General features: G+C 70.0%; 22 protein-coding genes. 7 read left to right on the top strand and 15 right to left on the bottom strand.

Annotated features, from left to right (window positions below; all coding sequences use genetic code 11):
* Positions 1-3: 3 nt before the first annotated feature.
* The 4 genes from ACGFY5_RS02520 to ACGFY5_RS02505 are packed head-to-tail and all read right to left on the bottom strand — an operon-like array spanning position 4 to position 3,902.
* Positions 4-1,041: an ABC transporter ATP-binding protein gene (locus ACGFY5_RS02520; protein ID WP_392716495.1), complete on the bottom strand. Its 1,038-nt coding sequence runs from the start codon at positions 1,039-1,041 to the stop codon at positions 4-6.
* Positions 1,038-1,841 (bottom strand): ABC transporter permease, encoded by an 804-nt coding sequence (locus tag ACGFY5_RS02515; RefSeq protein WP_392716493.1) that lies wholly within the window; start codon positions 1,839-1,841, stop codon positions 1,038-1,040. Before ACGFY5_RS02515 ends, ACGFY5_RS02520 begins: the two co-directional genes overlap by 4 nt.
* On the bottom strand, positions 1,838-2,779 hold the full coding sequence (locus tag ACGFY5_RS02510) for an ABC transporter permease (protein ID WP_392716491.1): 942 nt from the start codon (positions 2,777-2,779) through the stop codon (positions 1,838-1,840). Before ACGFY5_RS02510 ends, ACGFY5_RS02515 begins: the two co-directional genes overlap by 4 nt.
* On the bottom strand, positions 2,772-3,902 hold the full coding sequence (locus tag ACGFY5_RS02505) for an ABC transporter substrate-binding protein (protein ID WP_392716489.1): 1,131 nt from the start codon (positions 3,900-3,902) through the stop codon (positions 2,772-2,774). Before ACGFY5_RS02505 ends, ACGFY5_RS02510 begins: the two co-directional genes overlap by 8 nt.
* Before the next feature lie 313 nt (positions 3,903-4,215).
* Between ACGFY5_RS02505 and ACGFY5_RS02500 the strand changes: the two genes are divergently transcribed.
* Entirely contained in the window at positions 4,216-6,504 is a 2,289-nt protein-coding gene (locus ACGFY5_RS02500) for a protein kinase (RefSeq protein ID WP_392716487.1), read from the top strand.
* Here the strand turns inward: ACGFY5_RS02500 and ACGFY5_RS02495 are convergent.
* From ACGFY5_RS02495 to ACGFY5_RS02485, 3 genes are read right to left on the bottom strand one after another with little or no spacing between them, the layout of a single operon-like run.
* Positions 6,501-7,946: a glycosyl hydrolase family 8 gene (locus ACGFY5_RS02495; protein WP_392716485.1), complete on the bottom strand. Its 1,446-nt coding sequence runs from the start codon at positions 7,944-7,946 to the stop codon at positions 6,501-6,503. The genes ACGFY5_RS02500 and ACGFY5_RS02495 overlap by 4 nt on opposite strands.
* Positions 7,947-7,999: 53 nt before the next feature.
* Positions 8,000-9,544, bottom strand: a complete 1,545-nt coding sequence (locus ACGFY5_RS02490; protein WP_392716483.1) for an AI-2E family transporter — start codon at positions 9,542-9,544, stop codon at positions 8,000-8,002.
* Between the two features lie 45 nt (positions 9,545-9,589).
* Positions 9,590-10,240 carry an HAD family hydrolase gene (locus ACGFY5_RS02485; RefSeq protein WP_392716481.1) on the bottom strand — a complete coding sequence of 217 codons (651 nt, stop codon included), beginning with the start codon at positions 10,238-10,240 and terminating at the stop codon, positions 9,590-9,592.
* Between the two features lie 190 nt (positions 10,241-10,430).
* Here ACGFY5_RS02485 and ACGFY5_RS02480 point away from each other — a divergent pair, with 190 nt between their 5' ends.
* Positions 10,431-11,132, top strand: coding sequence for a hypothetical protein (locus tag ACGFY5_RS02480; RefSeq protein WP_392716479.1), 702 nt, complete (start codon positions 10,431-10,433; stop codon positions 11,130-11,132).
* 46 nt (positions 11,133-11,178) lie between these two features.
* On the opposite strand, the gene ACGFY5_RS02475 is transcribed toward ACGFY5_RS02480, so the two are convergent.
* Complete coding sequence (locus ACGFY5_RS02475; RefSeq protein ID WP_392716477.1) at positions 11,179-11,943, bottom strand: winged helix-turn-helix domain-containing protein; 765 nt, start codon at positions 11,941-11,943, stop codon at positions 11,179-11,181.
* 84 nt (positions 11,944-12,027) lie between these two features.
* On the opposite strand from ACGFY5_RS02475, the gene ACGFY5_RS02470 reads away from it, so the two are divergent.
* From ACGFY5_RS02470 to ACGFY5_RS02460, 3 genes are all read left to right on the top strand, one after another.
* Complete coding sequence (locus ACGFY5_RS02470; protein ID WP_392716475.1) at positions 12,028-12,513, top strand: acyl-CoA thioesterase; 486 nt, start codon at positions 12,028-12,030, stop codon at positions 12,511-12,513.
* On the top strand, positions 12,513-13,802 hold the full coding sequence (locus ACGFY5_RS02465) for a hydroxyacid-oxoacid transhydrogenase (protein WP_392716473.1): 1,290 nt from the start codon (positions 12,513-12,515) through the stop codon (positions 13,800-13,802). Before ACGFY5_RS02470 ends, ACGFY5_RS02465 begins: the two co-directional genes overlap by 1 nt.
* Before the next feature lie 70 nt (positions 13,803-13,872).
* Positions 13,873-14,058 carry a hypothetical protein gene (locus ACGFY5_RS02460; RefSeq protein ID WP_035848311.1) on the top strand — a complete coding sequence of 62 codons (186 nt, stop codon included), beginning with the start codon at positions 13,873-13,875 and terminating at the stop codon, positions 14,056-14,058.
* A 51-nt stretch (positions 14,059-14,109) separates the two neighbouring features.
* On the opposite strand, the gene ACGFY5_RS02455 is transcribed toward ACGFY5_RS02460, so the two are convergent.
* From ACGFY5_RS02455 to ACGFY5_RS02425, 7 genes are all read right to left on the bottom strand, one after another.
* Positions 14,110-15,405, bottom strand: a complete 1,296-nt coding sequence (locus tag ACGFY5_RS02455; RefSeq protein ID WP_392716471.1) for an NAD(P)/FAD-dependent oxidoreductase — start codon at positions 15,403-15,405, stop codon at positions 14,110-14,112.
* Between the two features lie 37 nt (positions 15,406-15,442).
* Positions 15,443-16,951 carry a fused MFS/spermidine synthase gene (locus tag ACGFY5_RS02450; RefSeq protein ID WP_392716469.1) on the bottom strand — a complete coding sequence of 503 codons (1,509 nt, stop codon included), beginning with the start codon at positions 16,949-16,951 and terminating at the stop codon, positions 15,443-15,445.
* Between the two features lie 77 nt (positions 16,952-17,028).
* The gene (locus tag ACGFY5_RS02445; RefSeq protein ID WP_392716467.1) at positions 17,029-17,778 is read right to left on the bottom strand and encodes a DUF4230 domain-containing protein; all 750 of its coding nucleotides are present in this window, start codon (positions 17,776-17,778) and stop codon (positions 17,029-17,031) included.
* Between the two features lie 86 nt (positions 17,779-17,864).
* The gene (locus ACGFY5_RS02440) at positions 17,865-19,013 is read right to left on the bottom strand and encodes an MHYT domain-containing protein (protein ID WP_392716465.1); all 1,149 of its coding nucleotides are present in this window, start codon (positions 19,011-19,013) and stop codon (positions 17,865-17,867) included.
* A 151-nt stretch (positions 19,014-19,164) separates the two neighbouring features.
* Positions 19,165-20,052 carry an MHYT domain-containing protein gene (locus ACGFY5_RS02435; protein ID WP_392716463.1) on the bottom strand — a complete coding sequence of 296 codons (888 nt, stop codon included), beginning with the start codon at positions 20,050-20,052 and terminating at the stop codon, positions 19,165-19,167.
* 118 nt (positions 20,053-20,170) lie between these two features.
* Positions 20,171-20,839: a response regulator gene (locus tag ACGFY5_RS02430; protein WP_392716461.1), complete on the bottom strand. Its 669-nt coding sequence runs from the start codon at positions 20,837-20,839 to the stop codon at positions 20,171-20,173.
* On the bottom strand, positions 20,836-22,176 hold the full coding sequence (locus ACGFY5_RS02425; RefSeq protein ID WP_392716459.1) for a sensor histidine kinase: 1,341 nt from the start codon (positions 22,174-22,176) through the stop codon (positions 20,836-20,838). Before ACGFY5_RS02425 ends, ACGFY5_RS02430 begins: the two co-directional genes overlap by 4 nt.
* Before the next feature lie 190 nt (positions 22,177-22,366).
* Between ACGFY5_RS02425 and ACGFY5_RS02420 the strand changes: the two genes are divergently transcribed.
* Both ACGFY5_RS02420 and ACGFY5_RS02415 read left to right on the top strand, forming a co-directional pair.
* The gene (locus tag ACGFY5_RS02420) at positions 22,367-22,906 is read left to right on the top strand and encodes a DUF1707 domain-containing protein (RefSeq protein WP_392716457.1); all 540 of its coding nucleotides are present in this window, start codon (positions 22,367-22,369) and stop codon (positions 22,904-22,906) included.
* 156 nt (positions 22,907-23,062) lie between these two features.
* Positions 23,063-23,290: a DUF397 domain-containing protein gene (locus tag ACGFY5_RS02415; protein WP_392716455.1), complete on the top strand. Its 228-nt coding sequence runs from the start codon at positions 23,063-23,065 to the stop codon at positions 23,288-23,290.

Raw genomic sequence — 23,290 nt, 5'->3', positions numbered from 1 at the left:
AACTCAGCTGACAGCCACCGGCGTGCGGGCGAACGTCACCCGCACGGCGGTGCCCGGTGCCAGCTCCGAGACCTGCGAGCTGGGCACCTGCGCGGTGATCAGCTCACCGCTGGGCATCGTGACCGTCACGCGGCTACTGGAGCCGAGGAACGCGGAGGAGGCAACGCGCGCCTCGCTGGTGGAGTCGACGGCCACCTCCACGGCTTCCGGACGGACGTATGCGGTGACCTCGGTGCCCGCCGGCGTGGCGTCGGACTGGGCAAGTGGCAGTTCCTGACCGAGGACCGCAACCTTTCCACCGGCGGCAACCACACCGGGCAGTCGGTTGCTCAGCCCGACGAACTCCGCGACGAACGCGGTCGACGGCCGGGAGTAGACCTCCTCCGGAGGGCCGATCTGCTCCAGGTTGCCTGCGCGCATGACACCGACCCGGTCGGCGACCGCGAGGGCCTCCTCCTGGTCGTGGGTCACGAACAGCGTCGTGGTGCCCACTTCCAGCTGGATCCGCCGGATCTCGTCGCGGAGCTGGACGCGTACCTTCGCGTCGAGCGCCGAGAGCGGCTCGTCGAGCAGGAGGACGGCCGGCCGGATCGCCAGCGCCCGGGCCAGCGCGACCCGCTGCTGCTGACCGCCCGACATCTCGTGCGGGTAGCGGCCGGACTGCGCGGACAGGCCGACGAGCTCCAGCGCCTCGTCCGCCCGCTTCTTGCGTTCCGCGGCGCCCAGCTTGCGTAGCCGCAGTCCGAATGCGACGTTCTCGACGGCAGTGAGGTGCGGGAACAGGCTGTAGGCCTGGAAGACCATCCCCATGTTCCGCTTGTTGGCCGGGACGCGGGTCAGGTCCTTGCCGCCGACGGTCACCGTGCCGGCGTCCGCGTCCTCGAGGCCGGCCAGCACCCGCAGCGCGGTGGTCTTGCCGCAGCCCGACGGGCCGAGCAGCGCGACCATCTCACCAGGGCTCAGCGTGAGGTCGAGGCCGTCGAGCGCGTGCACGGTGCCGAACGTCCGGCGCAGGCCCGCCAGGGCGACTTCGGTAGTCATGAGGCCTCCTTGGAACGCCGTCGACCACCGACGAACGAGAGCGCGAACAGCAAGACGAACGCGAGGACCAGCGAGACCAGCGAGACCGCGACCGAGATCGTGGCGCTGCTCTTGCCCAGCAGGTTGATCGCGACCTGCAGGTTCTCGCGGTTGAGCAGGGACGCGATGGTGAACTCACCGAGTACCAGCGCGACCGAAAGAAACGCAGCAGACAGGACGGCCGAGCGTATGTTGGGCAGCACGACCCGCCAGAGCACAGTGCCCCAGCCCGCGCCGAGGCTGCGTGCAGCCTCCGACAGCGTCTTCACGTCGATCGCCGCCAGGCCCGCGTCCAGCGCCCGGTAGGCGAACGGCAGGACGAGGATCACGTACGCGAACGTCAGCCACAGCGACGAGCCGCTGATGAGGTACGTCACCCAGGCGTACACCGGCGCCAGACCCACCACCAGCACGATCGCGGGGATCGTCAGCGGGAGCAGGCAGAGGAACTCCATCGGCCGGCGCAGCCAGGGCAACCGCAGGCGCACCCAGACCATCGTCGGCACCAGTAGGACCAGCATCAGCACCGCGGTGAGAGCGGCCTGCTCCAGCGAGTAGACGACGCCGGCCGAGAGGTCGGGATAGTCCTCCTGGATCTGGCCCCAGTTCGCGAGCGTCGTCCAGACTTCGGCAGTGCGCCCATCGGCTCCCCGGGTCGTGAACTCGAGCATCGCGTAGAGCGGCAGCAGGAAGAACAGACCGAGGACGACGAGCACGACCCAGCGGAACAGGCTCAGCTTGCGTCGGCGGGTGCGGTTCATCCGAGCCACCTCGACGTGCGCTTCTGCAGCATCGCGTAGAGCCACATGACGACAGCGACGACCACGACCATGCCGAGCGCCAGCGCCTTGCCGACGTTCTCCTGGCCCAGCAGCACCTCGCTGGTGAGCGCACCGCGGATCTGCAGCGGCACGATCGGGCTGCCCTGGCTCACCAGAGCGGCAGCGGTCGCGTACGCCGAGAACGCGTTGGCGAACAGCAGCAGGGTCGAGCCGAGGAACGCCGGCGCGAGCAGTGGGCCACCGACCAGCCGCCAGTACTGCCAGGTCGAGCCGCCCAGGCTTTCGGCGGCCTCACGCCACTGCGGACGGATGCCGTCCAGCGCGGGCAGGAACACGATCACCATCAGCGGGATCTGGAAGTACGTGTAGACGAGCGTCAGACCCGGGAGCTCGAACAGCCAGACGCCGCCGCTAAAGATGTTGAGGTCGAAGTGGTCCTGCAGGTAGATGGTGATAAATCCGGTGAGGCCGATCGTCGCGTAGAACGCGAACGCCAGCGTGACGCCACCGAACTGCGCCAGCACCGCGCAGGCCGACGTGACGATCCGGCGGAGCATCCCGTCGGGCTTCGCCGTGGCCACCGCGTACGCGAGCAGGGCACCCAGGAAAGCGCCGATCAGCGCGGACGCGGCCGACAGCGAGATGCTGAACACGAACGCGTCGACGACCTGGCGGCTGCCGAGCGCCTTGATGTTCTCCAGCGTCGCGCCGCCGCCGTCCTCGGGGTTGGCGCCGAACGCCCCGATCACGACGACGAGCGTCGGAATGATCAGGAAAATGACGATGTAGGCGCCGAACGGGACGACGCCGAGCAGGCTCAGAAGATTCAACCGCCGACGCCCACCCGCTCCGCCCTCCGATGTGGAGAGCGGAGCGGGTGTGGCCAGCGCCTCGACGGGAGGGGCTGACTCAGGCAACGGCCTTCGCCCAGTTCGCTGCCAGATATTCCTTGGCCTTCGTGTTCTGGTCCTCGGTCGGGAAGACCGGAGTACCGGTGACCGCGGGCAGCTTGGCGAAGGCGTCCTTGTCGATCGTTCCGGCCTTGTCCATGGACTCGGCGCGGACCGGACGGGCACCACCGGCGAGCCAGAGGTTCTGACCCTCGTCGGAGTAGAGGAACTCCTGCCAGAGCCGCGCGGCGGCCGGGTGCGGAGCGTCATTGCTGATCGCCTGCACGTAGTAGCCACCCACGACGGCGTTCGCCGGGACGACGGTCTTCCACTCGACCTTGCCCTTGAGCTTCTCGCCCTGGCTGACGTTCAGGTAGTCCCAGTCGATGACGACCGGCGTCTGGCCGGACTCGATCGTGGCCGGGGTCGGGTCGACCGGCAGGAAGTTGCCGGCGGCCTTGAGCTTCTTGAAGAACTCGACGCCGGGCGCGATGTCGTCGGCGGAACCACCGTTGCCGACCGAGGCCATCACGACGCCGCTGAACGCCGCACCGGCCTGCGTCGGGTCACCGTTCAGGGCGACCTTGCCCTTGTACTCCGGCTTGAGCAGGTCGGCGAGGCTCGCCGGAGCCGGCACCTTGCTCGAATCGAAGCCGATGCTCATGAAGCCGCCGTAGTCGTTGACCCAGGTGCCCTTGGGGTCCTTGAGGCCCTCGGGAACGTCGGCGAACTTCTCGGTCTGGTACGGCGCGAACAGGTCAGTGTTCGCCACCGCGACGGCGCTGCCGAGGTCGAAGACGTCCGGCGCGCGGTCCTGGCCTTTGAGCGACTTGGCCGCGGTGATCTCGTCCGCGCTGGACGCGTCGGGCTGCGCCGAGTTGACCTTGATGCCGTACTTGTCCGAGAACGCCTTGATGATGTTCCCGTAGTTGGCCCAGTCCGGCGGGAGGGCAATGACGTTGAGCTCGCCCTCGTCCTTGGCGGCCTTGGCGAGGTCGTCCAGGCTCCCGAGGTCCTTGGCGCTGGTGGCGGTCGCCGCCTTGGCGGTGTCCCCACCGTCACTCGAGTTGTCCTCGGCCGGTGGCGAGCAGGCCGAGATCGCCAACGCGAGCGCAGCCGCGGTGGTGAGCGCAGCGAGGTGGATACGCACAAGTCCTCCTTCACGGTGGCCCCGCGCAGTGCGGCACCAGGGAATTCGTACCGCCGAGGAGCTCCGGACTCCAGGAGTGTTTCCGTTTTGGGACCTGCACTTGCCAGACATTCAGCGTCCGGAAACTCGGCGTTGGTCCAAAACCGGCAAAGTGGTGCCCCGTGGTGTGTGCTCGATCACGTCGCAACTTGACCCGATAACGCATTCTGACCAGGGCGGTTGTCCTGACCGCACGCCGAGGCCTCCCCCGTTCAACGGACACAGTGGAGAATCGGTATCGTTTCGGTGACTGACTCGGGGGTACCTCAGAGCGATGGCCGACACGCAGCAGACGGTCTTGGCGGGCCGCTACCGCCTCGTCGACCAGCTTGGTCGCGGCGGTATGGGCACGGTGTGGCGCGCCCATGACGAGCTGCTGGATCGTGACGTAGCGGTCAAAGAGGTACTACTGCCTCCCGGCGTCGACGACGAGACGCGCGACGACCTCATGGAGCGCACCAAGCGCGAGGCACGCGCCGCCGCCCGGTTGAGCCACCCGAACGTCGTGACGGTCTTCGACGTCGTCGAGGTGGAGGGGCGTCCGTGGATCGTCATGGAGCTGGTCAAAGCGCGCGGTCTGAACCAGATCGTTCGTGACGAGGGGTCGCTGGTTCCGGAGCGGGTCGCCGAGATCGGCGTGCAGCTGTTGAACGCGCTCGGCGTCGCGCACGCGTCCGGCATCTTCCACCGGGACGTGAAGCCCAGCAACGTGCTCGTCTCCGACAACGGCCGGGTCGTGCTCGCCGACTTCGGTATCGCCAGTGTGCAGGGTGACCCGGCGATGACCCGGTCGGGTCTGATCCTCGGTTCGCCGTCCTACATCGCGCCGGAGCGGGCCCGTGGGTTGCCCGCCGGGCCGGCCAGTGACCTGTGGGCCGTGGGTGCCACGCTCTACACCGCCGTCGAGGGGCGTCCGCCGTACGACCGCGACGGGATCGTGCCGATTCTCACGGCGGCGGCGATGGAGGATCCCGACCCGTTCGTGAAGGCCGGCCCGATTGCGCCGGTGCTCACCGCCCTGTTGCAGCGTGAGCCCTCGAAGCGTCCGTCGGTGGAGGAAGCGCGCCTGGCCCTGCGTCAGATCTCGCTGGCCGCGTTGCCGCCCGCCCCCGAGCGGCCCCGCCGCCGCAACCTCTCGGCCACCGCCGTCCTCCCCGCCACCGACCCTGCCCAGGAGAAGCCCTCCAGGCGCGCCGGGGCCGCGAAGCCGGTGAGCCCCGCTGCTGGTGGCATCGCGGCTGGCGGCGCAGCCATCGCGGCTGGCGGCGCAGCCGCGGCCCCCGGCACCCCCGTGTCCGGCACCCCCGTGTCCGGTGCCCCCGTGTCCGGCGCTCCTGCGGCGAGCGCCCCCGTGTCCGGCGCCCCTGCGGCCAGCGCTCCGGTGTCCGGCGGCCCCGCGGCCAGCGCTCCCGTGTCCGGTGCCCCGGCAACTGCTGCGCCCGTGTCCGGCGGGCCCGTGTCCGGTGCGCCCGTGTCCGGTGCGGTGTCTGGTGCGCCCGCGACCGACGCGGCGGCTGGCGCGCCCGCGACCGACGCCGCCGTGTCCGGGGCTGGCGCCCCGACCTCCGGAGCGGCGGCTGGTGCTGCGGCGGTCGAGCCCGCCAGCCCGGCGGCGACCGGTGCCGCCGCAGGCAGCGGCGTCGCGGGTCCGGCTACGCCGGCGCAGCGGACGCCCCCGGAGGAGGCGGCTGTAAGTCCGGCCCCGGTCGCCGCCGGGCTGCCGGAATCTGGGCCCGAGTCGGTCTCTCCGGCCCCGGTCGGCTTCGCATCCGAGCCCGGCACGAAAACCCCGCGCCGCGCCGCCTTCCCACCCGACGGCGACACGCCCGTCCCCGCCACCTACGGCTCCAAGTCGTCCGGCCGCGGACGCCTGATCGGCGTCATCGCAGCCCTGCTCGTCGTCGCTGTCGTCGTCGCCGGCGTGGTCTACGCCCTGGCCAACCGGTCCGACACCGACAACACGGCGGACCCGACCCCGTCGGCGAGCGCCCCGGCCCCGTCGTCCGCCGCCCCGTCGTCCGCCGCCCCGAGCGCATCCCCGAGCGCCGCGCCGAGCACGAGCCCGTCGGCACCGGTGAGCCCCAGCGCCTCGGCCAACACCGGTGGCAGCTCCCCGATCCCCGCCGGCTGGCGCAAGTACACCGGCCCCGGCGGCTACACGATCGGCGTGCCGAACGGCTGGAGCACCTCCAGCTCCGGCGAAGGCATCCGGGTCAACGGCAACAACGGGTTCTTCCTGCTGATCCAGTCGTCGAACTCCCCCAAGCAGGACGCCAAGGCCGACTGGGAGCAGCAGGAGCAGGCGCGCCGCGGCAGCCTTCCCGGTTACCAGCGGATCAGCATCGAGACCGTGCAGTACCGCAACTACGCGACCGCGGCCGACTGGCAGTTCTTCCTCAACCGGGGCGGCGGCCAGGTGCACGTGCTCAACCGCGGGTTCGTCACCTCGCCCACGAAGGCGTACGGCTTCTGGTTCGAGGCCCCGGCCGGACAGTGGGACAAGGCCTACCGGACCTACTTCCAGACGTTCGCCAACACGTTCGTGCCGCCCCAGGGAAGCTAGACGCCTGGCGTCCACCAGTTCCCGGTGAGCACGAGCATCACCTGCAGCGTGATCGTCGCCGGGTAATACGAGTCCTGCTTGATCGGCGTCGAGGTCAGGTACCGCCACTCGGCGTCGATCCAGTGCTGACCGTTGCGGTCGAGCATCGCGGGCACCGCGAACGGCACCACGAACGCCGGTTCCGAGTAGTCGACGAGCGGCCGCCCGTCGAGCGAGTACCCGGCCCGGATCCGCGTCGGTTCGTCGCGGGTGGTGGTGCGTGCGAACGTGTTCAGGTGCGCTGCCGCGGCCACCGACCGCGGATCCCCGGACAGCACCGCATCGGTACCGATCCGCCACGGATCCCGACACGCGTTCCACGAGAACCGGCCGTCGTTCTCGCTCTCCAGGATCTCCCCGTCGGCGGGCCGCGGCGTCCGGTGGATGTGCGTGACGAAGTCGGGCAGCAGCCCGGTGCCCGGCGAGTACTCCGCCTGCAGCCGGGTGATCAACGACAGGTGCGCGTCGAGGACGACGTCCCAGAACTGGTCCCCGGTCACCGCGCGGAACGCCCGGAAGTGGCCGAGCATCCAGTCCGACGAGCGGGAGATGCGGCTGACGTCGTCGTCGCCGTCGCGGGCCCAGTCACCGGCCCGCACGAGGTGCGACTCCGGGTCGATGATGCTGCGCTTGATCGCCTCGATGCGGCGCCGCGCCAGGTCGAGGTAGGTCGTGCCGCCCCACTGCTCGTGCGCGAGCAGCAGCCCGTACGCGATGTCCAGGTCGGCGTCGGCGGCCGAGTCACTGCCGTTGACGCTCTCGCACCGCTCGTTCTGCTCGGCGGCGTGCAGGTCGCTGTCGATCGACGACGGGTGCGCCATCACGTACCGCAGGATGGCGTCGAACTGCTGTTGGGCATTGGGATCGGCACCGGCCATCAGCGCGGTGATCACCAGGCCCCAGCCCTGCGCCTCGCCGACGTACGGCAGGTCGGCGTCCGGGGAGACGACCGCGGACCAGTCCTGGCCGCAGAGGCGCTGCCGCACGAACGCGGCCTGCCATTGGCGGTAGTACGCGACGACCGCGCCGTTCAGGTCGGCTTGCTCCCCGGACGGGCGGATGACGGCGCCACGGTAGTGCGCCCTCCGCAGACTGCCGAACGGAACTCCGACGTATCCCTGGCTTCCCTGCGGATACAGCGCTTCCCCCTGAGCCGATCCCGACGAATGCGGCGCTGAGCGCCGTTCACCGGAAACAGTACCGCCCCCGCGCCCGTGCCCTTCCGGATCGCCGTGCAGCAGGGAGCCGACCACCGGAGCGCTTCCGATCATCAGCGCGACGACACCGCTGACCACTGCGGCTTTCCGGCGGCGTTCCCGCAGCACGCGGCGTCGGCGCGCTCGTGGGCCCTCGTCATCGGTGCGTCGGTAGACGTACGGGGCGGTAGCCGCCGGGCGAGGCATCGGACACCCTCCCGAAGCCTAGTAATGGCATATCTTGTGCCATTTTAGGCTACTTACGGCACATCTCGCGGCCCCGCGTCTTTCTGCGGCCCAGCCTTCTCCGGCTCAGTGGCATCCGGAACGGTCAGGGGCTGGCCGGGCGCCACTGCTGCGTCACCGATGGAAGGCTCCGCCGGAACGGCGAGCGAGCCGTCCTCGTGGTGCGGGGCGTCGTCCCCGTGCCGCGGCGGCACCACGGGCGCCGGCTCGATCGGGATCCGCGCCATCGCCTTCGGATCGTGGATCGGGTGCTCCTCGACCTCGTACCGCCGGATGTACGACCCGACGAACGTCTGGCTGATCGCGGTGAACGGGATCGCCAGGATCGCGCCGATCGGACCGAGCACGGCGGCGCCCGCCAGCACGGCCCCGAACGCCACCGCCGGATGCAGGTCGAGCGTCCGCGCGGTGATCTTCGGCTGGAGCAGGTAGTTCTCCACCTGCTGGTAGATGACGACGAAGATAAGCAGGATCAGCGCGTCGACCGGGTCGGCCACCAGCGCGACGATCAACGGCAACGCCGCCGCCAGGTACGTACCGACGGTCGGGATCAACTGGGAGACCAGCCCGACCCAGAGCGCCAACGCGACCGAGTACTGGATGCCGAGGATCGACAGCACGACGTAGTGCGCCAGCGACGACACCAGGGCGAGCACGATGCGCGAGTAGAGGTAACCGCCGGTCTTGTCGACAGCGATCTCCCAGGCACGCATCACGTCACGCTGGCGGGCCGGTGGCAGCACGGAGCACAGCGACCGGCGGACCCGGGGCGCGTCGGCGCAGAGGTAGTAGCCGAACAGCAGGACGGTCAGCGCTTGGAAGATGATGCCGAACACGCTGGTGCTGAGGTCGACAGCGTTGCTGGCGACGCCCTCCAGCCACCGCCGCACCGGGCCGTCGTCGGCCACGACCTGGTTCTGGATCTGCTGGATCGAGATGTGCGTGCCGAAGGTGTCGTTGGCCCACTCCACGGCCAGGTCCAGGTACTGCGGGAAGCGCGCGGACAACGTCGTCACCTGCGACACCAGCAGCGAACCCACAGCGACCATGAATCCGATCAGCGCCACCAGGACGACGAGCATCGTGACGCCGGTGGCGGCGCCCCGGCGCCAACCGCGGCGGGCCAGCCAGTTCACTGCCGGTTCCAGCGCGAACGCGAGGAACTGCGCCAGGAGCAGCAGGCCGATCAGGTTGCGCAGGCGGCCGAGCAGCCACCAGGTCAGGAAGAAGACGGAGACGGTGAGCGCCGCCAGCACGAACGCCCTCGGCAGCCACCGGGGCATCTGGTCGTTACGACGGCGGTCGGCCGCGTTCCGGCGGTGCCGTTCCGCCTCCTCCAGCCCGAACGCCGTGTCACCGAGGTCGTCGACGGACGCCGCCCGACGCGGGTGGTGGCGTTCGTGTTCGGTCTCGGGATCCGGCGCCGACGTCGGCGCGGGATCCGCTACCGCCGGGCCGGGGGAACCGCGGTGCCGCCCGCCCGCCCGACCGGTCGCGACCCGCTGCCAGGCCGCCCGGGCGTAGGCGGGAACGGCGAGCCGACGCTCGCGCTTAGGCATCGCCGGTTCCCTCCTCGCCCGTGTGACAGCAAAAGGATAGGGCCGTTACGCACGCGACGGTGCGACCAGCTCCTCCCTGAGTTCCCGCAGGTCGTCGAAGACCGCGCGGGCCCCGGCCTCGCGGAGTTCGTCGACCGAGAATCCGCCGGTCCGCACCGCGTAGCTCGGCACGTCCAGCCGTTTGGCGGCCTCGCAGTCCCACACGGAGTCCCCGACCATCAGCGCGTCGCCGCCACCGACCTTCTCGATCGCGACCGCGATGAGGTCCGGTTCCGGTTTCGTCCGCTCGACGTCGTCCGCGGTGGTCCAGTCCTGCGCGATCGAGCGGGCGTCGAGCAGGTCGAGGTAGTGCTCGACGTGATCGGCCTTTCCGCTGCTGGCCAGCACGACCCGCCGCCCCGACTCGGCGACGCTCTCCAGCAGGCGGTGGGCCCCCTCGAACGGCATCACCTCGGGCAGCAGCGGGGCGTACTCGTCCTCCCAGGCCGTTCGGAGCCGGTCGCCGAGGTCACGCTCGACGTCCGAGCCGGCGACGGCCTCGACCAGATGGTCACCGCCCATGCCGATCGCGCGGTGCAGACGCCAGATCGGCGGCGTCAGGTCGTACCGGCGGAACGCCCGGTACCAAGCGAGCGCGTGGTGGTAGTTGGTGTCGACCAGAGTTCCGTCGACGTCGAAAACGACCAGGTTGGTCACTGGCGCTCCTCTCGTTACCGAGCACATACCCCCGCGCGCCGCCGACAGTCGGTTGCGACCGCCACCTAGTCTGTGTTTCACCAACGGGTCTGACACTTCCCTGTGAAGGAACCCCTAGGATGGAGCTCAACCCTCCCACTCGGATGTCATCCCTGCGCCGAGAAGCCCTTCCCAGGAAGGAGGAGCCTCGATGGTTCTCTTCGTCACCATGGTCGTCCTGGCGGTTGCGGTCGCCACAACCGTGACCGCCGGCCAGAAACGCACGCTGACCACTCTCGCGGTCGTCGGTGGTGCGCTCTGGACCGCCGCCGCTGCCGGTCTCGCGCTGATGAGCGGCGTCCCGCCGGTGCTCCTCGCACTGGTCGGGGCCTCGCTCGCCTACGCCGTGCACCACCTCACCCGGCACGCGCTGGCCACTCGTGACGACGGGTTGCCGAACGCGCTGTTCCTGTTCACCCGGCGGCGCACCAGCCGGATCCCGGCTCCGATCGAGACCACTCCCACCGACATCACGCTGACGCTGAACACGATCAAGGTGCTCGACGCCGAGCGGTCGCGGCGCGAGCCGCTGCACTGGTCGGTGGTGGCCGCGATCGGCGCCACCGCGACCGCGCTCGAGGGGTACTGGGCGTACCAGCACCTGATCGGCGGCGGTGGCGCGTTCTCCGACCTGGCCGCGCTGGCCGGGTTCGCGGTGCTCGCCACGCTCACCGTCGCGGCCACCGGGGTCGCCGGGCTGGCCGTGCACATGCGGACGACACCGCGGCCCGACTCGGCGCCGCAGACGATGCCGGCGCCCAGCGACATGGAGACGATCGCGTTCCGCCCCATCTCGGCGGGTGCCACGGGCCGGCTCGGCCGCCGTCGATCGCGCGCCGCAGCGAGTCGCTGAGCGTCACACGGGAACGGCCCGGGCGATCACCCGGGCCGTTCCCGTGTCAGGAGCGTTCGTGGAGCACGGCCACCCGCTCGGCGGCGTCCAGGCGGTAGCCGACGCCGCGGACCGTCGAGATGACCGGACCGGCGGGCTCGACCTTCGCGCGCAGGCGGCGAATGTGGACGTCGACGGTGCGTTCGCCACAGATCACCTGGTGGCCCCAGACCAGCCGGAGCAGCTGGGGCCGGTCGAAGACCCGCCCGGCGTGCTCCGACAGGAACATCAGCAGGTCGAACTCGCGCCGGGTGAGCTGGAGCTGCACCCCGTCGAGCAGCGCCACCCGCCGCGCCGGATAGATCCGCAACGACGCGGCGCCCTCTGGCGCCGCAGGCAGCGTCGGTACGGTCGGCAGCAGCGCCGTCTCCGCAGCCGGCGAGCCGGCCCCGGCAACGCCCACCCCGGCGCCGTCTGCCCCGGTCGCACCGACCGCGTGCGGCGGAGCTTCGACCGAGCGGTCGATGGGAAACGGGGCCGGTGCTACGAAGGCCGGTAGGGGTACCGGTCCGGCGGGAGCCCAGCCCGTGCGCCCGACCTGGGTCAACGTGGGCCGAGCCGCACGGTTGCCGGCACCGAGCTGCAACCCCACCGACGCGGAGATCGCCACGCTCCCGGCATCGGCGTTCGCCGAATCGACCAGGTCGCGGATCTTCCCCGCGAGCTTCGTCGCGGTCTCGAGCGCCTCGGGCCCGGCCACGGCGACCTCGACCGAGATCGTCGCGGCGGTAGCAGACGGACGTGACCTGGGGCGCTGCTGGACTACGCGCATGACCGAATTCTTTCAGACCCTGGTCAAGAAAACAATTCCTATCGGCTTGGTAGACATAGCGATCTCGAACCCCGCCGGGGCACGATGACCCCCATGCCCAACCTCCCGAGCCGGTCCACGTTCCCCGTGCTCCACGACGTGCCGACCCGATGGCACGACAACGACCACTACGGCCACGTGAACAACGTCGTGTACTACGCCTACTTCGACACCGCGGTGAACGGCTGGCTGATGCAGGCCACCGGCGTCGACATCCGGAACCTGTCGGAACTCGGCCTGGTCGTCGAGACGTCCTGCCGGTTTTCCCGGTCGATCAGCTTCCCCGACCGGCTCGAGGTCGGCATCGGCGTGGCCAAGCTCGGCACCTCCAGCGTCGTGTACCGGCTCGCGATCTTCCGCGAGGACGACGAGGAGGCCGCCGCGCTCGGCCGTTTCGTGCACGTCTACGTCGACCGCGAGACACGACGGACATCGGCGATACCACCGGTTCTCCGGGATGTGCTGGCGCCGATGGCCGAGAAGAGCGCACCGTTGTTCCAAGCAGCCGGTCTGCTCGAAGGGAGTCGTTGATGACTGACCTACTTACCGAGTCCGTGTTCACCTGGGGCGCCCCGCCGTTGAAGTTCGGCCCGGGCGCTGTCGACGAGATCGGTTACGACGTCGCGCGCCTCGGCGTCCGCCGCGTTCTGGTACTGACGGATCCACGGATAGCCGCCACCGGACTCCCGGCCCGCGTCGGAGAGGCGCTGAAAGCGGCCGGCGTCGACCACGCGCTCTACGACCAGGTCCACTGCGAACCGACCGACGACAGCCTGCGCGCCGCCGTCACCGCCGCCGCCGAGCTCGCCGGTGACGATGAGTTCGACGGCTATCTCGCGGTCGGCGGCGGCTCGGTGATCGACACCGCAAAGGCCGTCAACCTGCTCAGCACGTCCGGCGGCGACGTGATGGACTACGTGAACAAGCCGGTGGGCGGCGGTCAGGCACCGCGCAAGCCGATGAAGCCCCTGGTGGCCGTTTCCACGACCGCGGGAACCGGCGCGGAGAGCACTCCGGTGTGCGTCCTGGACATCCTCGGCCTCAAGGTGAAGAGCGGCATCAGCCACCCCTCGCTGCGCCCGGTGCTCGCGGTCGTCGACCCGCTCGTCACGCTCTCACTGCCTGCTGCGGTGACCGCGGCGGCCGGTATGGACATCGTCTGCCACGCGCTCGAGTCCTACACCGCGCGCCCGTACACCAGTTTCCTGCGCCACACCGCGGAGACCCGGGTCGCCTACAACGGCTCGAACCCAGTCTCCGACGTCTGGGCGGAGAAGGCCCTCACGCTGATCGCGAAGAGCTTCCGGCGCGCGGTGCTGGTCGGCACCGACCTGAACGCCCGGTCGGACATGATGGCAGCCGCCACGTTCGCCGGCATGGGCTTCGGCAACGCGGGTGTCCACATTCCGCACGCGTGTGCGTATCCGATCGCCGGCATGGTCAGCGAGTACCGTCCGGCCGGTTACGACGCCGACGAGCCGATGGTGCCGCACGGACAGTCGGTGTCGCTGACTGCGCCCGCCGCGTTCCGCTTCACGTTCCCGACCGACCCCGAGCGTCACGTCCGCGCGGCGGACCTGCTGTCCGGCGGCGCGGCCTCCGACGCTCCCCCGGTCGAGCGTCTGCCGGCAACGCTCGTCGCGCTGATGCGCGACATCGGGATCCCGTCCGGTGTGGCTGCTGTCGGCTTCGCCGAGGCCGACGTCGATGCTCTGGTCGAGGGCACGGTCAAGCAGCAGCGGCTGCTGAACGTGGCACCGCGCACACCGTCCGCCGAGGATCTAGCGGGCATTTTCCGCGCCTCGATGGAGAACTGGTAACGCTAGTTTCAGTCTCAACAGGACGGGGAACTGGGGGCGCATAGTACTCCTCCCCCCCAAGGAGCCCTGCATGTTTGCCATCCTGGCCGCGATCACGTTCGGACTCTTATTGTTCCTGGACCTGATCGACCAGCTTCCGATCGGCGATCTGTTGAACTGGAACACGCTCGTCGCGCTGGGTCTGTTGTTCATCGCACTGCACCTGTGCGGTTTCGGCACCGCTTACCCGGCGCGTTGGCGCGGCCGGCGTCGCTGAGCTCACACGCAGATGCCCGGCAGCCTGGAGCTGCCGGGCATCGGTGTTTTCTCAGTGCTCCGCGCCGGTCGACGTGTCCAGCGGTACCGCCCAGCCGCGCACCGTGCCGATCTGGCTGACCTGGCGGCGGAACGCCGCGTCCAGGATCCAGTCGGCCACCACGCGCGGGTGGTTCCCCGGCATCGCGAGCAGGTGGTACCCGCGGGTGACGACCTTGGCCGGGAACCCCGAGAGCGGGATGCCGAGCGGGTTCGCTGCCGCCTTGGCGCCGCTGAGGTCCACGACGAACCCGAGGTCGTGGTGCTTGTACTGGGCTCCGACCCCGAAGCCCAGTGAGGCCGCGACGTTCTTGCCCGCCTGCACACCCTGGCGCTGCGCGTGCTGCGCGGTCATCGGCGTGATCTCGCCCGGCCGGGTCAGGTCCGGCACCGCCGCGCTGTCGCCCGCCGCGTAGACGTCGGGGTGGTCGGGGACGTTGAGCCACGCGTCGACGGTCAGCCGACCGGCCTGCGTCGGCAGGCCCGTGCTCTCGATCAGCGGATCCGGCCGGACTCCGACGCACCAGGCCAGCGTGCGCGTCGGCACGAACTCGCCGTCGGTCAGCTTCACGCCGTCCGCGGTGGCCTCGGCCACCGACGTCTTCATCCGCACCTCGACGCCACGCTTGCGCAGCGTCTCGTCGGCGGCCGTGCCGAGCCTCGGGTCCAGCCCCGGCAGCACGTTCGGCGCGAGGTCGAGCAGTAGCCAGCGGATCTTCTGCCTGCTCAGGTTCGGCAGGTGTTTCGCCGCGGACTCGCTGAACAGCTGGCAGGCCGCGGCCACCTCGGTGCCGGTGTAGCCGGCCCCGACCACGACGAACGTGCACCGCGCCTCGCGCTCCTGCGGGTCGCTCGTCGTGCTGGCCAGCTCCAGCTGGCGCACGATGTGGTCACGCAGGTACAGCGCCTCGGCGATGCTCCGGAACCCGTGGGCGTGGTCCGCCACACCCGGCACCGGGAGGAGCTTGTTGACGCTGCCGGGGGCGAAGATCAGCCGGTCGTAGCGGATCGACCCCCGGTCGCCCTCAGGGTTCTCGAAGTAGACCCGCCGTTCGTCGGTGTCGAGGCCGTCCACGTCGCCGAGGACGAGGCGGGCGCCCCCGAGCGTCCTGATCAGCGGAACCGTGATCCGGCGGGGCTCCAGGATTCCCGCCGACACCTCCGGCAGCAGCGGGAGGTACAGGAAGTAGTCGGTCGGGTTGACCACCACGACTTCGGCGAGTCCCCTGGTCTGACGCACCGCGGTCTTGGCGGCGTGCAGCCCGGCGAACCCGGCTCCGACAACGACGATGCGCTTCTTGTCTGCCACAAACGCTCCTTAGCTCGCTCGCGAAGGGCCTACCCCACTAAGACGCTGCTGAACGGTAAGGCGTGACGAGCTGGTCCACGGGGGCGAAATCGTCGGTCAGCACCTTTGCTTCCCGCACGAACCCTGTCAGGTCGTTTCCACTGATGACGTTCATCGCCGGCGCCTTGGTGGCGAGCGCGGACTTCAACGCGTCGAGCGGCAGCGGCGACGCCGAGGCGAGCACCACGAGGTTACCGCCGTCGCCGCTGAACGCAGCCGTCTCGGCGACCAGCGCGACGTGCGGAAAGACGTCGGCGATCGTCGCGACCTCGGCCTTCACGAACAGGAGTGAGCCGTGGTCGATCAGGTTGACCGCGTACATACCGGTGGGCGTCAGCGTGCGGTCGACCTGGGCGACGACCTGCCGGGTGGTGAGGTGCCACGGCACGGCGACCCCGCCGAACGCGTCGCCGACGACCAGGTCGTAGCTGTCGGCCCGCTGGTCGGCCAGACCGACGCGGGCATCTTCGACGCGCGTCCGGATGCCGTCGCCCTCACGCAGGCCGAGCTGCTCCCGGTCGATCTTGAGCACCCCCGCGTCGATCTCGTAGACCAAGCTGTCGCTGCCGGGCCGGACCGCCTTCAGGTACCGCGGCAACGTCAGACCACCGCCGCCCAGGTGCAGTGCCTTCACCGGGGCACCCTGCGCGCGGAACACGTCGGTGGCAGCGGCGATCACCCGCAGGTACTCGAACTCCAGATGGGTGGGGTCCTTCAGATCGACGTAGGAGTGCCGCAGCGTGTCGAGCTGGAGCACCCGGCCGTCGGGGCGGGCGGGATCGGCGCTGACGCTGGCGCAGTGGTACGCGGTCTCCAACTCGCAGGGGTTGGGTGCGACCACCGTGCCACCGAAACCGAACAGAGCGAGCGCCAACGGACCGGCCATCCGCTTCGGCATCTTCTTCTGGCTGACCGCGATGACGCCGAGGCCGGTGGCGAGCAGCACGGTCGCGAGACCCGTCAGAATCAGCGTCGTCGGCACCATCGCCACCGCGACGAAGCCGGTGCCGAACGTCGCCACGATCGACCCCACCGTGCCGAGCCCCGACAGCCGACCGACGATCGTGCCGGTCTCGCTCAGGTTCGCCAGCCGCGCCTTGACCACGATCGGCGGCACCGCCGAGAGCAGCGCAGCCGGCGCGAACACCGCCGCCGCCGCGACCAGCAGGACGCCCGACGCGTCGGCGCCCTGGACGAGCTCACCGATGAAGCGGACGAGCGGCGTCACCGCGAAGACGAGCGCGCCACCGGCGACCAGCAGCGGCCCGAGTAGATAGGCGGGCGGCAGCCGATCGGCCACCGCCCCGCCCGCCCACGCGCCGACCGCGATCGCGGTCAGCGCGATCCCGATCACCGCCGTGTTCGTCTCCAGCGTGATCCCGACATACGGCGCGATCAGCCGCAGGCTCAGGATCTCCAGCACCAGCACGGCGCCGGAGGCCAGTACGACCAGTGTTCCGGCCAGTACCGGCCCCGGCTGCCAAGGTTTGGGGGTCACGAGCCCCATGGTGAACTCTTTTTAACCTCAGAGCATCACCAGGGTCCCGGTGGTATCGCCGAGGTCGGTCAAAAAGAATTCATTGATCAGGTACCCGAGAACGTCACCGTGACGGTGGTGAAGCCGAGTGACTTGAAGAGGCCCTCGAGCATCGCCTGGGTGTTGGTCTGTGCACGCTTCGAGAGGTCGGTCTCCTTGGCGGCGTCGCCGATCTTCGCCTCGGCGGCCTTGTAGACGTCACCGAGCTTGTTCGGGTCGTCGGTGAAGAGCGACTTGAACCGGTCGATGACGCCACGCTCCTGCGCGAAGACGTAGCTCTTGTCCTGGTCCAGGTTGACCTTCTCCAGCGCCGGCGGGGGCAGGCGCAGCGACACCGAGCGCCGATCCTCGGAGATCGTCAGCGCGTCGCTGGTGATCCCGGAGAAGTCGACGTACGCGTCCACGGTGCCGACGCCGACGAACAGCGTCCGCTGGCCGAGGATCGCCTTCGGGACGTACTTGGTGTCCTTCTCCAGATCGACGACGACCTGGAAGGTGCCGGTCGCGGCCTGGAACCGGGCCAGGTCCTGGATCGACTTGAGCACCACCGGACCGCTGCGGTCGACAGTGCTCTCCGCGAGCGGGCGGTCGTCGCTGTTCCACCACGAGCACGCGCGGAACGTACCGAGGCCGACCAGCAAGATGACGGCCAGCAGGATCAGGCCGAAGACGCGGGAACGGCGGTTTCCTCGGGGCTCGAGGTCCAGCGGCTCGTTGGGCTTGTCAGGCAGTTCGGGCAGCGCGCCCGAGGGTAGCGGCTCAGTACGTGCGATACCGGACTCGTTGTCGTTCGGCATGGGTCGCTCACCTCACCCGGTCGTCGCCGGCGATGTCACCGGCCGGTGACAGTGTGGAGCTACCCGTCAATGGACCCGCGCGAACCTCACCACGGGTCGCGAGCGTCACGCCGACGCGCCGCGTCGGCGAGGTCGACGTCGGCCCAGGGGCCCGTTCCGGTGTCCTGCTCCGCAGGCTTCTGCCGCAACGCCGCCCACCGCGAATCCTCGGATGCCTGGGCCGCGGCGGGCCACTGCCCTGGCTGCCCCTGCGCCGGCACCTGCCCGTTCTGCGGCACCTGCGCATGCGAGGGTGCCTGCCGCCGGGGTAGATCCGGCGTACCCGGGGCGCCCGGGGCCGGGGACCATTGCTGGGGCCTGCCGTTGCTGGGCGCATCGGCCCAGGAGCCGGTGGCGCTACCGGGCACCGACGGCTGCGGCTGCCCCGTGGTCTTCGGCGTCCAGAACGCCTCCGCGTCCGACCCCTCGGGACCGGCGAACAGGTGCCGCCCATCCTCCTTGCGGCTCTCCTCGTCGATCGGCGTCGAAAGCGCCGAGTACAGCAGCACGACGACGATCACCCCGGCGAGACCGGCGATGATCGGCAGCGCGGTCGTCACGTCCGCGCCCTCGGCCGCGCTGTGCGTGTCGTCGAGCGTCACCCTCGCAGCAGCCATACCCACGTAGTGCATGCCGTTGACCGCGACACCCATGATCAGCGCCGCTCCGGTCACCAGCCAGAGGTTCCGCGCGACCACCGTGAACCAGAGCGCGGCACTGGCCGCGACCACGGCGATCACCAGCGACAACGCGACGTACTTCAGGTCGTAGCCGACCGTGCCGTTGAGCCGCATCGCCGCCATGCCCGTGTAGTGCATCCCCGCCACGCCGAGCCCGGCGAACACACCACCGAGGAGCACGCGCCACAGCTTCAGCTTCCCCGTGCCGAGGATCAGCAGGCCGATGCCCACCACGATCACGGCGAGGAACGCGCTCAGGATGGTCGGCACCACAGCGAACCGGACGTCGCTGCCGTTCACCGAGAAACCCAGCATCGCGAGGAAGTGCATCATCCAGATGCCGGTTCCACCGATGGACACCGCGCTCAGCGCCAACCAGCCGTACCGCTTGGCCGCGGTGTGCGCCTGGCGGCTCCGGGCCATGCAGACCAGCCCGAGCAACGAGCCGAGCACCGATACGCCGTACGCCAGTGCGGGCGTCAGCCAGCCGTAGGCAAAGTGATGGACTTCCGCCATCGAGACCCCTCCAGGGAACAGCCGTGGGCCCGAACGCTCGCTCACCTCGCACTCATTCTCAAGGCCCAAATCGGACCAATTCGGAGGGTGTTGAACCGATCACACATGGCCATCAAACAATGGACGACAAACCACATCAAACGCAGGCACGTCAGCGCGGTACGGACGTAGTGCGTGCGTCGGTTTGGGGTATGACCGCGTGCCGCAGCTGGGTCCGCATCGTCGCTCGCGTCGGACGCGCGGCCGGCGGCGGCACCATGTCCTCGCTCGCATAGAGCAGCCGCGTCATCAGCGCCTCGGCCGCACGCTCCTCGGCGGCCGGCGCGGAGAGCGTCGCGTACAGCAGCGCGATGAGCACGGTCCCGACGATCACCGCGCTGGGAATGAGCAGCGTCGTGACGTCGACGCCCTCGACGCGACCCCGACCACCGACTTCGCGCACCGTGGCCGCGAACATCCCGATGTAGTGCATTCCGGTCACGGCGATCGCCATGATCGGCGAGGCGGCCGCCAGAGCGGGGCGGCTCTTGATGACGACAGTGAACCAGAGCGCGACGGTCGCGGCGACGACCGCGATCCCCACCGACGCGGCGACCAGCATCGGGTTGTACATCACCTCACCGTCGAGGACCCGCATCGCGGCCATGCCGGTGAAGTGCATCCCGGCCACCCCGAGGCCCGTGACGACGCCCCCGACCAGAACCTTGAGCATCGACGGCTGTCCGAGCCCGACGACGAAGATGCCAACCGCCACGATCCCGACCGCCATCAGCGCCGACAGCGCGGTCAGCGTCGGGTCGTAGAACACGAACGTGTTGGACACCGTGAAGCCGAGCATCGCGAGGAAGTGCATCAGCCAGATCCCGGTGCCGCCGATCGAGAGTGACCCCAGCGCGAGCCACCGCACGCGGGCGCTCATCCGCGGGGTGTCACGGGCACGAGCCGTACAGATCAGACCGAGCAGACAGCCGAGGACCGAAACCGCATAGGACAGCAACAATGTGATCAAGCCGTATGTGAAGTGATGGACGTGGGCCACGGCCCTGCTCCTTCGCCACGGGTGCGCCCCCGGTAACGAACCGGGGCATCGTGACCCAATGCCGACGGCAATCGCAATCCGCGCCGGACAAGTGACGCACCGTGGTACGAACCAGCGTTCACGTAGAGCGGGGGCGTACCAGGCCCGTTTCATATGCCAGCACCACCAGCTGCGCCCGGTCACGCGCGTTCACCTTGGCCATCGCCCGGCTGACGTGCGTCTTCGCCGTCGCCGGCGACACCACGAGCCGGTCGGCGATCTCCTGGTTCGACAACCCCGCCCCGACCAGCGCGACGACCTCCCGCTCCCGGTCGGTGAGCACGTCGAGTTCGACGGCAGGCGCGGGCTTCCGCAAGTGCCCGGCGAACTCCGCGATCAGCCGCCGGGTGACGCCCGGCGACAGCAGCGCGTCACCCCGGGCGACCACCCGCACCGCCTGCACCAGATCGGCCGGTTCGGTGTCCTTCACGAGGAAACCGCTGGCCCCCACCCGGATCGCCTCGAAGACGTACTCGTCCAGGTCGAACGTCGTCAGGATGACCACGCGGGTCGCGGAGAGCCGCGCGTTGGCGGTGATCCGCTTGGTCGCCTCCAACCCGTCCACGCCCGGCATCCGGATGTCCATCAGGACGACGTCGGGCGTCAGCGCGTCGGCGAGCCGGGCCGCCTCGGCACCGTCCTTGGCCTCGCCGACCACCGTGATGCCTGCCTGCGCGTCCAGCAGCGCGCGGAACCCCGCACGCACCAGCGCCTGGTCGTCGGCGAGCAGCACCCGGATCTCGCTCACAACGGAAGCTCCGCCCGCACCCGGAACCCGCCGTCGGGCTTCGGTCCCGCCTGCAACGTCCCGCCGACCGACTGGGCTCGCTCCCGCATGCCTGGTATCCCGTTTCCGCCACCCGGTGGTGGCTCATCGATGCGATCCAGATGGACGTCCGGCAGGGCGCCGTCCGGGCCGGGATCGTCGATCCGGACGACGAGCAGGTCGTTGCCGTACTCGAGCGTGACAACGGCCGACACGGGCCCGGCGTGCCGCCGCACGTTCGTCAGCGCCTCCTGGACGATGCGGAACGCGGCGAGGTCGACGCGGGCGGGCAACGGCTCCCGCGGCTCACCGACCCGCTCCAGCGTGACAGCGAGCCCGGTGGCGGTGGCCCCCGCCAGCAGATCGTCGAGCCGGTCGAGCGTCGGGGTCGGCTGCCGGGGCGCGTCCTCGTCGACACCGCGCAGCGCGTTCACGGTGGCGCGCAACTCCACCAGGGCGTCCTTGCTGGACTGTTTGATGGCCACCAGCGACGTGCGGAGTTCCGCTTCGCTCGCGACTTCGGTGTCCATCAGGTGCAGCGCGACGCCCGACTGGACGTTGATCAGCGACAGGTGGTGCCCGAGCAGGTCGTGCACCTCACGGGCGATCCGCAGCCGCTCGTCCGAGACGCGACGCCGCTCACCCTCCAACCGGCTGCGTTCGGCCTCGGCCCGGCGGGCCCGGTACTCCTGCGCACGCTCGCGCCCGGCACGGCCGGCCTCGGTGCCCATCATGACCAGCGCGGTCCACAGTGCGACGGCGATCAGCCCGCCGACCGGAACCGTCGGGCCGGTCACGACCGTGAGCTCCGCCGTGATGAACGCGACGAATCCCGCCACCGCGATCGTCCATGCCATCCAGCGGCGGGATCGGGTCTGCAGCGCGTGGAGCGCGACCAGCAGGGCCACGAAGCCGGGCCCCGGCGGGTACCCCAGCAGGTAGTACGCCGACAGCACCGCGGTGACGAGCAGCGCGACCGGGATCGGCGCCTTCCGGCGGGCGCCCAGCAGGAGCGGGGCCAGGACGAGCAGCGCCCAGCCGCGGGAGTCGAGCGGGTGGAAACCCTCGAAGATCTGCTCGGCGAGCAGCGTCCCGCCGATCGTCAGGATGCCGACGCCACCCACCGCGGCCCCCGCCGGCGACTGACGGGACTCCCAGCGTGCTTCCCACCGGCGTCCTTGCGCCTCCCAGCGTTGGGTCTGCTTCTCCCAGCGCTGGGCGTGGTCCTCCCAGCGGCGCTGCTGCCATTCGGCGCGGCTGCGCTCGCGCTCTTCCCAGCGGCGAGCCCGCTCTTTCCAATGCCGCTGCTCGCGCCTCATGGACAAGACCGTAAGCCAGACGACGTCGCCGGTCATCGGCTCACGACGGCACGTGCACGTACTACGCCGGGAGTACGTGGGCGCGCCGCCTGCGCCCTCCGACGCAGATCCACAGCCGCCCGGCAGCCGACGAAATCAGCGCGATCGCGGCCGACCATGGAACACGTCACCTACTCGAACGGAGACCGACATGTCCGCCGAGCACACCCCTCCTCCCCGTACCCGATCGTCCACGGTCGAGCGCGAGCGCGTCGTCTCGATCCTCCGTGCGGCGGCCGAGGCCGGGCTCCTGACGCTCGACGAGGCCGACGAGCGGATGGCCACCTGCTACGCGTCGCAGTACCGCGACGAACTCGCACCGCTGCTGGCTGATCTACCGGATCAGGGCCGCGGTCTGATCCCGCCGGACCCGGAGGAGCAGACCAGGGAACGACAGGCCGTGCGCGCCGCCCTCGGTGGGCACTTCGCGTTCATCACGTTCCTCGGCTTGCTGCTGACCGCCGTCTGGGCGATCGCGGGTGGCGGTTTCTTCTGGCCGGTGTTCCCGCTCGCCTTCCTGGCGTTGACTTTCTTTTCTCACGCTAAGCATCGGAAGCGCCACGCGAGGTGGCGCGCGCACCTCGCAGCCGGTCACGGTCCCGGCGACTTCGCCGAATACCGCGACTACCGCTGCGGCCCCCGTCACCACCATCGCCGGTGGGACTACGACTACTCGTCCCGCTCCTGGTAGATGGGCTTCCCGGGATCCGGCCCGACGCTGTTCGCGTACCACCTCGGTGGGGCGCGACGGCGTCCCCGAGGGGTCGGCGACAGACGTGACGCACGGTGTACCCTTCCCGCGTCAGCGCCCGTAGTTCGTTACGGGGAGTACAGGACCGGAGGCCCCATGTCCGACGTCGACCTCACCGAGGCCGTGTGGCTGCGCAGCTCGCGAAGCGCGGAAGACGAAGGCCCCACCGTCGAGGTCGCGTTCGTCGGTGACCAGATCGCGGTGCGCGATTCGACCGACCCGGCCGCCGTCCTCCTGTTCACCCAGGCGGAGTGGGACGCGTTCCTGGCCGGCGTCAACGACGGGGAATTCGATCTCGACGAAGAGGGCGAGCTCGCCAACTGA

It is taken from the genome of Cryptosporangium sp. NPDC048952 (genome assembly GCF_043197895.1).
In the GTDB taxonomy this organism is placed as follows: Bacteria; Actinomycetota; Actinomycetes; order Mycobacteriales; family Cryptosporangiaceae; genus Cryptosporangium.
Note: the sequence above shows the minus strand (reverse complement) of the source record. Positions and strands in the feature narration are given on the sequence as shown.